This is a genomic window from Microcystis sp. M165S2 (assembly GCF_020245885.1).
Classification (GTDB): Bacteria; Cyanobacteriota; Cyanobacteriia; order Cyanobacteriales; family Microcystaceae; genus Microcystis.
Genome location: NZ_JADBTZ010000232.1, coordinates 1 through 8,807, shown reverse-complemented (window position 1 = coordinate 8,807; position 8,807 = coordinate 1). Strand labels below are relative to the sequence as shown.

At 45.0% G+C, this 8,807-nt stretch carries 6 protein-coding genes and 1 pseudogene; 5 read left to right on the top strand and 2 right to left on the bottom strand.

From position 1 onward, the window contains the following. A pseudogene (gene tnpA / locus IM479_RS11905) lies at positions 1-267 on the top strand (IS200/IS605 family transposase); the annotation flags it as partial. A gap of 94 nt (positions 268-361) precedes the next feature. Here the strand turns inward: tnpA and IM479_RS11900 are convergent. Both IM479_RS11900 and lexA read right to left on the bottom strand, forming a co-directional pair. Continuing rightward, positions 362-628, bottom strand: a complete 267-nt coding sequence (locus IM479_RS11900; RefSeq protein WP_286823851.1) for a TIGR02450 family Trp-rich protein — start codon at positions 626-628, stop codon at positions 362-364. A 128-nt stretch (positions 629-756) separates the two neighbouring features. Beyond that, positions 757-1,371, bottom strand: a complete 615-nt coding sequence (lexA, locus tag IM479_RS11895) for a transcriptional repressor LexA (protein ID WP_286823853.1) — start codon at positions 1,369-1,371, stop codon at positions 757-759. Between the two features lie 774 nt (positions 1,372-2,145). Here lexA and nifJ point away from each other — a divergent pair. The 4 genes from nifJ to IM479_RS11875 form a co-directional block, all read left to right on the top strand. Next, positions 2,146-5,700, top strand: coding sequence for a pyruvate:ferredoxin (flavodoxin) oxidoreductase (gene nifJ / locus IM479_RS11890; protein WP_287684244.1), 3,555 nt, complete (start codon positions 2,146-2,148; stop codon positions 5,698-5,700). 2 nt (positions 5,701-5,702) lie between these two features. Then, complete coding sequence (locus IM479_RS11885; RefSeq protein WP_286823856.1) at positions 5,703-6,728, top strand: dihydroorotate dehydrogenase-like protein; 1,026 nt, start codon at positions 5,703-5,705, stop codon at positions 6,726-6,728. 177 nt (positions 6,729-6,905) lie between these two features. Beyond that, positions 6,906-8,114 carry an ATP-dependent 6-phosphofructokinase gene (locus tag IM479_RS11880; RefSeq protein ID WP_287684243.1) on the top strand — a complete coding sequence of 403 codons (1,209 nt, stop codon included), beginning with the start codon at positions 6,906-6,908 and terminating at the stop codon, positions 8,112-8,114. Between the two features lie 190 nt (positions 8,115-8,304). Beyond that, positions 8,305-8,807, top strand: a 503-nt coding sequence (locus IM479_RS11875) for a hypothetical protein (protein WP_287684241.1), incomplete at its 3' end; no start/stop codon positions are given.

Here is an 8,807-nt window from a genome sequence, read left to right as displayed (position 1 = left end):
TGGGACAGCACATTACTTGATTTCAACGGTGAATCGGATTACGTTCACCTGATTATCGATGACAAACCTGACATCGCTTTATCCAAACTAATCGCTAACCTTAAAACAGTTAGTAGTCGCTTAATTAGAAAGGAATTTCCGTACTTAGCGGCAAAGTATTTCTACAACAAACCCTATTTTTGGACGGGAGCTTATTTCGTGGCCAGTTGTGGCGGCGTTACCGTCGAACAACTAAAAAAATACGTCGAGAACCAAAACTCCCCGAAAATAGGCTGTTCTGCATTTAAACTAGATCTCTTGCATAAAAAGCTCTCGGCGTGGCTGATGGGCAAAGAGTGAAAAATTACAAGGTTTCTTAATATTAATTTACAATAATCTCGTCGGCGCTGTCGGGTTGGTTCATTTCCGCTAGGGTTTGCCAACCTGATTGCCAGAGATTCGCGTCTTGCAACTGTTTAGCATTAATCCAGAAGCGGACGGTCGGATCGCAGGAAGCAACTAATTCGGCAAAAACCCATTGACCGCGATTTTGACGATTGACCACTTGAAAATGTCGCCAGCCCCATGTTTTTTGTTTTGCCGTCCATTTTGATCCCAAGAGATGGGGATATTTCTGTTTTTTGGGCATAAAAGTTAAAACACCTAAGTGCGGGATAGGCTAAAACCCTTATATTATCCTAGTCTGCCAACCCGATTCTTTTCCCGGAGCAAGGAGAGGAAAAATTATCGGGGCGCTTAAGTGCGCCCCAGTTTTGGCTAATAACCGCGCCAAACACCCACTAAAACCCCTTGCACTTGTACTTGTTCAGTATTGGCTGTAATTGGTTGATATTTTTGATTAGAGGGTTGGAGAGTGATGATTTCTCCTTCTTGGTAGAAACGTTTTAAAGTAGTGCCGTGGCCTTCGACTCTAGCGGCGACGATTTCCCCATTGGACACCGCTTCATTACCCGTCAGAGAACGCATAATCACCAGATCCCCATCGGCAATATGATCCTCGATCATACTGTCTCCAGAAACGCGCAGAGCATAACAGTCTTGACTGCGTTGCAACAGGTTAGAAAGATCGAGTTTTTCTTCCACATCGGTGAAGGGTTCCACTAAACCACCAGCAGCGATCGCACCGAGAACCGGTAAACCTTGCACTGGTTGTTTGAGAATCCGCAGGGTGCGTGCTTTTCCTTCTGTCCAATCAATATAGCCTTTGGCGCGTAAACGTTCTAAACGGCTTTGAATCGGTGCGGGAGAGCGTAAATTCATCGCTCGCATCATTTGCCGGATGGAAGGGGCGTGTTGAGTAGTGCGAATATACTCAATTAGCCAGTCGTACAACTCCTTTTGCGCTTGAGTAAGGGTTTCGAGGTTAGTCATGATCTATTTTCCTATCCTTGGGTTAAGATAATTTGTACTTTAGTTCATTTGTGTTTAACCTAGTACATCTTAACTTCATCGGCTGACTAAATCAACTGGTTATTAGATCTCTTGCAAAAATCAAAAATTGTCGTGGTTGGTTAGGAGTCGGTCGTCAGCCTTGAATCAGTTATCAGTTATCAGTTATCAGATGCGAGTTACAGCGTTTCTCAGATAGATGAGGTTCGTTCTTGCGGCTAAAATACTTGATTAGCAAGGTTTAATCTGTGCTTCACCTTGACGAGAAAGGCTGTATCGGTTCACTGATTACTGATTACTGTTCACTGATAACTGAAAAGTTTCCCCACTTCCCCACTTCATAATTAATAATTCATAATTCCTTCTCCCTGCTCATAGACAGTCTTAATGAGTAATTTAGATAGTCAACAGCTTATCTTCTGACCTAGCACTTTTTTTAAAAAAGTATCATTAATTTTTATCTCAATTCTCAATATTAATTAATCCCAGTCGGTTGCTGGCAAACTCAGCAGCGTATTAAGAAAAAATAACGAATTGCTAGAAAGCCGAGAATCTGGATAATGATCGAGGTGGAGACAGAAAAATTGCTCTACTTAAGCCTGTCTGCCATAAGCGTCCAATAGTAGATAGGGAGTCAAAAGCGACGCTCAAAGAAAATCCTTCGGTTGTCAGGGAAACGACAGGATATTTAGTGCGAAATTGAGCCGTAAAAAAACTTAAAATCCCGACAAATATCGTAAAAACTAAGGGGAACACATGACAAAAAAAACCTATGCAACCATAGACGGTAACGAAGCTGTTGCGCGCGTTGCCTATCGTCTCAGTGAAGTGATCGCTATTTATCCTATCACTCCCTCCTCGCCTATGGGTGAATGGTCCGATAGTTGGGCGGCCGAACGCAGAGCTAATCTCTGGGGAACCATCCCTTCCGTAATCGAAATGCAGAGCGAAGGTGGGGCAGCGGGAACCCTGCACGGAGCGCTACAAACAGGAGCTTTAACTACTACTTTCACTTCCTCGCAGGGATTATTATTAATGCTCCCCAACTTCTACAAAATTGCGGGGGAATTAACCTCTTCAGTGGTTCATGTGGCGGCCCGTGCTTTAGCAGCCCAAGGATTGTCAATTTTTGGGGATCATAGTGATGTCATGTCTGCCAGAAGTACGGGTTGGGCTATGTTAGCGGCTAATTCCGTTCAAGAAGCTCAAGATCTGGCGGCTATCGCCACAGCTACCACCCTAGAAACGCGGATTCCTTTTCTGCACTTTTTTGATGGTTTTCGTACCAGTCATGAGGTGCAAAAAGTCGAATTAATTAGCGATGAAACTCTCAAAGAACTGATCGATGAAGACCTAATTATTGCCCACCGTCAAAGGGCTTTAACTCCCGATCGACCGGTTTTACGAGGCACGGCACAAAATCCCGATGTTTATTTCCAGGCAAGGGAAAGCGTCAATCCTTTCTATTATGCTTGTCCCGATATCACTCAAAAAATTATGGATCGTTTTGCCCAATTAACAGGACGGCAATACCATCTCTATGAATACCACGGTGCGCCCGATGCCGAAAGAGTGATTATGTTAATGGGATCGGGAGGGGAAACCGTCCATGAAACCGTTGATTATCTCAATCAAAATGGGGCTAAAGTTGGGGTTTTAAAAGTTCGTCTCTATCGTCCCTTTGCCGCCGAAAAATTACTGGCAGCTTTGCCCACCACAGTGAAAAAAATAGCCGTTTTAGATCGCTGTAAAGAACCCGGTGCCGGGGGCGATCCGCTATATTTAGACGTGGTAAATGCCTTTATGGAAGAGTACGAAGGCAAGCTGCCGAAAATTGTGGGAGGACGCTACGGTTTATCTTCCAAAGAATTTACTCCAGCCATGATTGCTGGTATATTTGATAACTTAAGTCTCGACAAACCGAAAAATCACTTCACTATTGGTATCGTTGACGATCTTACCTTTTCCAGTCTGGAATATGACCGCAGTTTCTCCACTGAACCGGACGAAGTAGTGCGGGCGGTTTTCTATGGTTTAGGTTCCGATGGTACGGTGGGAGCTAACAAAAATTCAATTAAAATTATCGGTGAAGATACTGATAATTATGCCCAGGGTTATTTCGTCTATGATTCCAAAAAATCTGGCTCCGTCACAGTTTCTCACCTACGCTTTGGACCGGAGCCGATTCGCTCTACCTATTTAATCACTGATGCTAACTTTATCGCCTGTCATCAGTGGGAATTTGTCGAACAATTTGACCTGCTGGAAACCGCTAAATCGAACTCAATTTTTCTCCTCAATAGTCCCTATCCACCGGAGGAGGTGTTTAGTCACTTACCCCGCAATCTCCAGCAAACTATCATCGATAAAAATCTGCAAGTTTATACGATTAATGCCACTCAAGTAGCCAAAGAAGCGGGGATGGGCAGTCGGATTAATACCGTGATGCAGGTGTGTTTCTTTGCCCTAGCGGGGGTTTTGTCTCGGGAAGATGCGATCGCACAAATCAAAAAAGCTATCCGCAAGACCTACGGCAAGAAAGGCGAAGAAATCGTGCAGATGAACATCAAAGCTGTGGATTCTGCCCTAGAACACCTCTATCAAGTGCCAATTCCCGCCACTGTCACCCCGGAAGCTTTTGAATTAAGACCACCAATCCCCGACACCGCACCCGCTTTCGTCCGAGAAGTCCTCGGCAAAATTATCGCCCGTCACGGGGATGAATTGCCCGTTAGCGCCCTTCCCAACGATGGTACTTATCCCACCGCCACTAGCCAATGGGAAAAACGCAATATTGCCCAAGAAATCCCCGTTTGGGACGCTGATGTCTGTGTTCAGTGCGGTAAATGCGTTCTCGTTTGTCCCCACGCCGTTATTCGCTCAAAAGTCTATGATGAGGCCGAATTAGCCACGGCCCCAGAAACCTTTAAAGTCGCTAATGCCAAGGATCACGACTGGAAAGGGCTAAAATTCACCATCCAAGTGGCCGCCGAAGATTGTACCGGTTGCGGTATCTGCGTTGATGTTTGCCCCGCTAAAAACAAATCGCAACCGCGTCTAAGAGCGATTAATATGGCTCCCCAATTGCCCCTGCGGGAACAGGAACGAGTTAACTGGGATTTCTTCCTTAATTTGCCGAATCCAGACCGTTCAAGCCTAAATCTTAATAAAATTAACCATCAGCAAATGCAGGAACCTCTCTTTGAGTTTTCCGGTGCTTGTGCCGGTTGTGGTGAGACTCCCTACGTTAAATTGGTCAGTCAGCTATTTGGCGATCGCATGATAGTGGCTAATGCCACCGGTTGTTCATCTATCTACGGAGGTAATTTACCGACAACACCCTGGGCAGTTAACGCTGAAGGTCGCGGTCCAGCTTGGTCGAATTCCCTCTTTGAAGATAATGCCGAATTTGGCTTAGGATTCCGAGTTTCCATCGATAAACAGGCAGAATTTGCCGCCGAACTGTTAGCAACCCTCGCTAGTGAAATCGGAGAAAGTCTAGCGGCAGATATTCTCAATTGTCACCAAGTCGATGAAGCGGAAATTTACGAACAACGGCAACGGGTAGAGGCCTTAAAATCCCGTTTAGGGCAATTAACCCCGACCACGCAGGTGAAAATGTTGTTATCCGTGGCCGATTATCTGGTCAAGAAAAGCGTCTGGATTGTCGGGGGTGACGGTTGGGCCTACGACATCGGTTACGGTGGCTTAGATCACGTTTTAGCTAGTGGTCGCAATGTGAATATTTTGGTCATGGATACGGAAGTTTACTCGAATACGGGCGGCCAGGCCTCGAAAGCTACTCCCCGCGCCGCCGTAGCTAAATTTGCTTCTGGTGGCAAACCAGGGCCGAAAAAAGACCTCGGTTTAATGGCCATGACCTACGGTAACGTCTATGTGGCCAGCGTGGCTATGGGGGCAAGAAACGAGCAAACTATCAAAGCTTTCCTAGAAGCGGAAGCTTACAACGGGCCATCGCTAATTATCGCCTATTCTCACTGTATTGCTCACGGGATCAACATGACCACCGCCATGAACCATCAAAAAGAAGTGGTGGAAAGCGGTCGCTGGTTAATGTACCGTTATCATCCCGATTTAGCTAAAGAAGGCAAAAATCCCCTGCAATTGGACAGCCGTGAGCCTAAGCTTACCGTAGCGCAAACTCTCTACTCGGAGAATCGCTTTAAGATGTTGGCCACCAGTAAGCCGGAGGAAGCTAAACGTCTCCTCAAAGAAGCACAAGCAGATGTGGACACACGCTGGCAAATGTATCAGTATCTAGCAGCAAAAGGTACAGGGAGCAAGGAATAGTTATGAATCTACACACTACCTACATGGGTTTGCAATTGCGATCGCCGCTAGTCATCGGTGCGGCCGCACCCTTGAGCGAGGATATCGACAATATCAAGAAAATGGAAGACTTCGGAGCCGCTGCCGTGGTTTTACACTCCTTTTTCGAGGAGCAGATTAAACAGGAAAGACTGGCTTTACACCATCATTTTACCCACGGAGCCGAGAGTTTTGCGGAAGCTTTGACTTATTTTCCCGAACCGGAGGTTTTTCACGTTGGTTCCGAGGAATATCTCAACCATATTCGCAAAGCCAAAGAAATGGTCGATATTCCCATTATTGCCAGTCTCAACGGTGAGACCGCTGGGGGATGGTTGGAGTATGCCATTCAAATTCAACAAGCGGGTGCTGATGCTTTGGAGTTGAATGTTTATTATGTTCCCAACGACCTGGAATTAACCGGAAATCACGTCGAACAAAACTATATTGATATCCTCAAAATTGTCAAATCGGAGGTATCAATTCCTGTCTCGATGAAGTTAAGTCCCTACTTTAGCAATACGGCCAATATGGCTAAACAATTAGCGGAAGCAGGGGCCGATGGGTTGGTATTATTTAACCGTTTCTATCAGCCGGATATCGACTTAGAAACCTTGGATGTTCACCCCAATATTATCCTCAGTAATCCCCAAGCGATGCGTTTACCCCTGCGCTGGATTGCCATGCTTTACGGTCGTGTACCGACGGATTTTGCCGCTACCAGTGGTATTCATAACGCCATCGACGTGATCAAAATGATGATGGTGGGTGCAAAAGCGACTATGTTAGTTAGTGTTTTATTACGCCACGGTTTGGAGGAAATTATCAAGATCGAACAGGGTTTATTGCATTGGTTGGAAGAAAATGAGTATGAATCGATCGAGCAGTTAATTGGCAGTATGAGTCAAATGAATTGCCCAGATCCTAGCGCTTTTGAACGGGTACAGTACATGAGGGCCATACAAAGTTACGAACCTGTTTGGAAACGTTTTCAAACCACCAGCAAATAAAAGTGGGAAGTGGGAAATTATGAATTATGAATTATGAATTGGGGAATGGGGAGTTGGGAGATAGGGAAGTGGGGAATTTCAACTAAAACCCCAAAACCCCAACACCCTAACACCCCAACACCCCAACACCCCAACACCCATCCGACTCCTGACAAAAAAATCCTGGAGGATATAACCATGAGCGAGAATCAAAGGAAAAAAATTGGTATTCTGACCAGTGGTGGCGATTGCCCGGGGTTAAATGCGGTAATTCGTGCCGTGGTGAAAGCATCAAAACTCAAGGGTTGGGATGTGTACGGCATTCCCTACGGGACCGACGGTTTTATGCAGATTGCCGAGGGAAAATATCACCCCCAAGATTTGATCCTGACTCAGCATGGCTATAACCTGCCAGGGGTCTTGAAAGGATTAGACGTTTTGCAGTTCCTTAGTGGTAGTATCTTGGGTTCTTTGAGCAAAGGACATCCCGAAAACCCAGAAATTGCCACGAAAATCCTGCAAGGATACGAAATGCTGGGATTAGATGCCCTGATCGTCGTCGGGGGCGATGGGAGCATCGATATCATCTACGATCTCGCCCAGAAAGGCAATTGGAATATTATCGCGGTTCCCAAAACCATCGATAATGACGTTCCCTATACGGAATGGGCCGTCGGTTTTACCACTGCCGTCGATATCGTCACCCAAGCTTTGTATGATCTCACCTTTACCGCCGCTAGTCACGAAAGGGTGATGATTGTGCAGGTGATGGGTAGAGATGCTGGTCATTTAGCTCTTCATGCCGGAATTGCCGGGGGGGCCGATGCGATTTTTATTCCCGAATTAACCCCTGCTCTCACTCCCGAAATTATCGACGGTTGTTGTCGTCATTTGGCACAATTACGCGCTCAAGGTCGTCAATTCGCTCTCATTGTAATTTCTGAGGGTGTTAAAAACGAAGATAACCAAAAAGAGAAGTATATTGCTGATTATTTACAAAAATTGATAGTTGACAAAACTCGCTCTTTGTGCGTTACCGATCCCGTCTTCTGTTATCTCAATTCCATGGATGTGCGGGCCATGTCTTTGGGACACCTGCAAAGAAGTCGTCCTCCTTTGGCCATGGATCGACTGTTAGCCACGGCTTTCGGCATTAAGGCCGTAGAATTAATCGAACAGGGAAAACTCGATCGCGTGGTGATTTGGCGCGGGGGACAAGTGCGTAGTTTGCCCCTGAAACCAGTGATCAAAATTATCAAACAATGCCATCAAGAGAATCGCTGTGCCTATCCCGTGGATCCCCATGGTTTTATTGTGAAAACAGCCCGTTCTTTGGGAATTTACCTCGGGGAAAATACCACGACCGAGACGGCAGTGGTTCCGGAAGTTGTGGAGGTGTTAGTTTAGTTGTAATAAAGCGAGAAGGGTTGCTCACACCTTCTCGCTCTGTTAATTGGTTAAAATTAGGCATTTCTTAACCCTACAATTAGGATAGATACTGACGGCTACTGTCGAAATAAAGAAACTTTTTCAAAGACTGTAATTAATTTTCTGACTTATGTTATACTGGGGGCTAAGTTTTCAAAAGCAGATAACTATGTCAAATTCACTAAGCTCACAAGAGTCTTGCACGGGAAAGCAAGTCAACGAAGCACAATCCATTAATCAATTAGATCAAATAAAACCCGATTATAACAATTCCTCTCAAGTATCTAATATCAACGGCAATTTTCCAGAACTCGATCGGATAGAGCTTATGAGTGAAATGGATCGTTTAACCAAGCTAGAAAAGATCAGAAAAATAGCCAGTTATCTCAGCTTGGTTTTAATAATCCTAATCCCTTTTGTTCATCCTCTGTTGAATCCTTTCCCCAATCAAGAAAACAAATTAGAAAACCGAGTCAAATTAGAAAACCGAACTGTATATTCCTCTCAAATATCTACGGAGATAATTTACCGACCCGATGAATTAAATTCTTTTCTGTCAAATAATCATGACTTTATCTATCGCTATCTGATCGTGCTTTTAACTATTAGTCTCTCTCTGATGGGTTCTACTTATTTGATTGAGTTTTTAGTTAAATTAGAGATAAACAAGAT

Excerpts from the sequence above, each read along its gene's own strand:
- IM479_RS11885 (WP_286823856.1), top strand. The coding sequence starts at position 5,703 with ATGAATCTACACACTACCTACATGGGTTTGCAATTGCGATCGCCGCTA.
- nifJ (WP_287684244.1), top strand. The coding sequence starts at position 2,146 with ATGACAAAAAAAACCTATGCAACCATAGACGGTAACGAAGCTGTTGCG.
- lexA (WP_286823853.1), bottom strand. The coding sequence starts at position 1,371 with ATGACTAACCTCGAAACCCTTACTCAAGCGCAAAAGGAGTTGTACGAC.
- IM479_RS11900 (WP_286823851.1), bottom strand. The coding sequence starts at position 628 with ATGCCCAAAAAACAGAAATATCCCCATCTCTTGGGATCAAAATGGACG.
- IM479_RS11880 (WP_287684243.1), top strand. The coding sequence starts at position 6,906 with ATGAGCGAGAATCAAAGGAAAAAAATTGGTATTCTGACCAGTGGTGGC.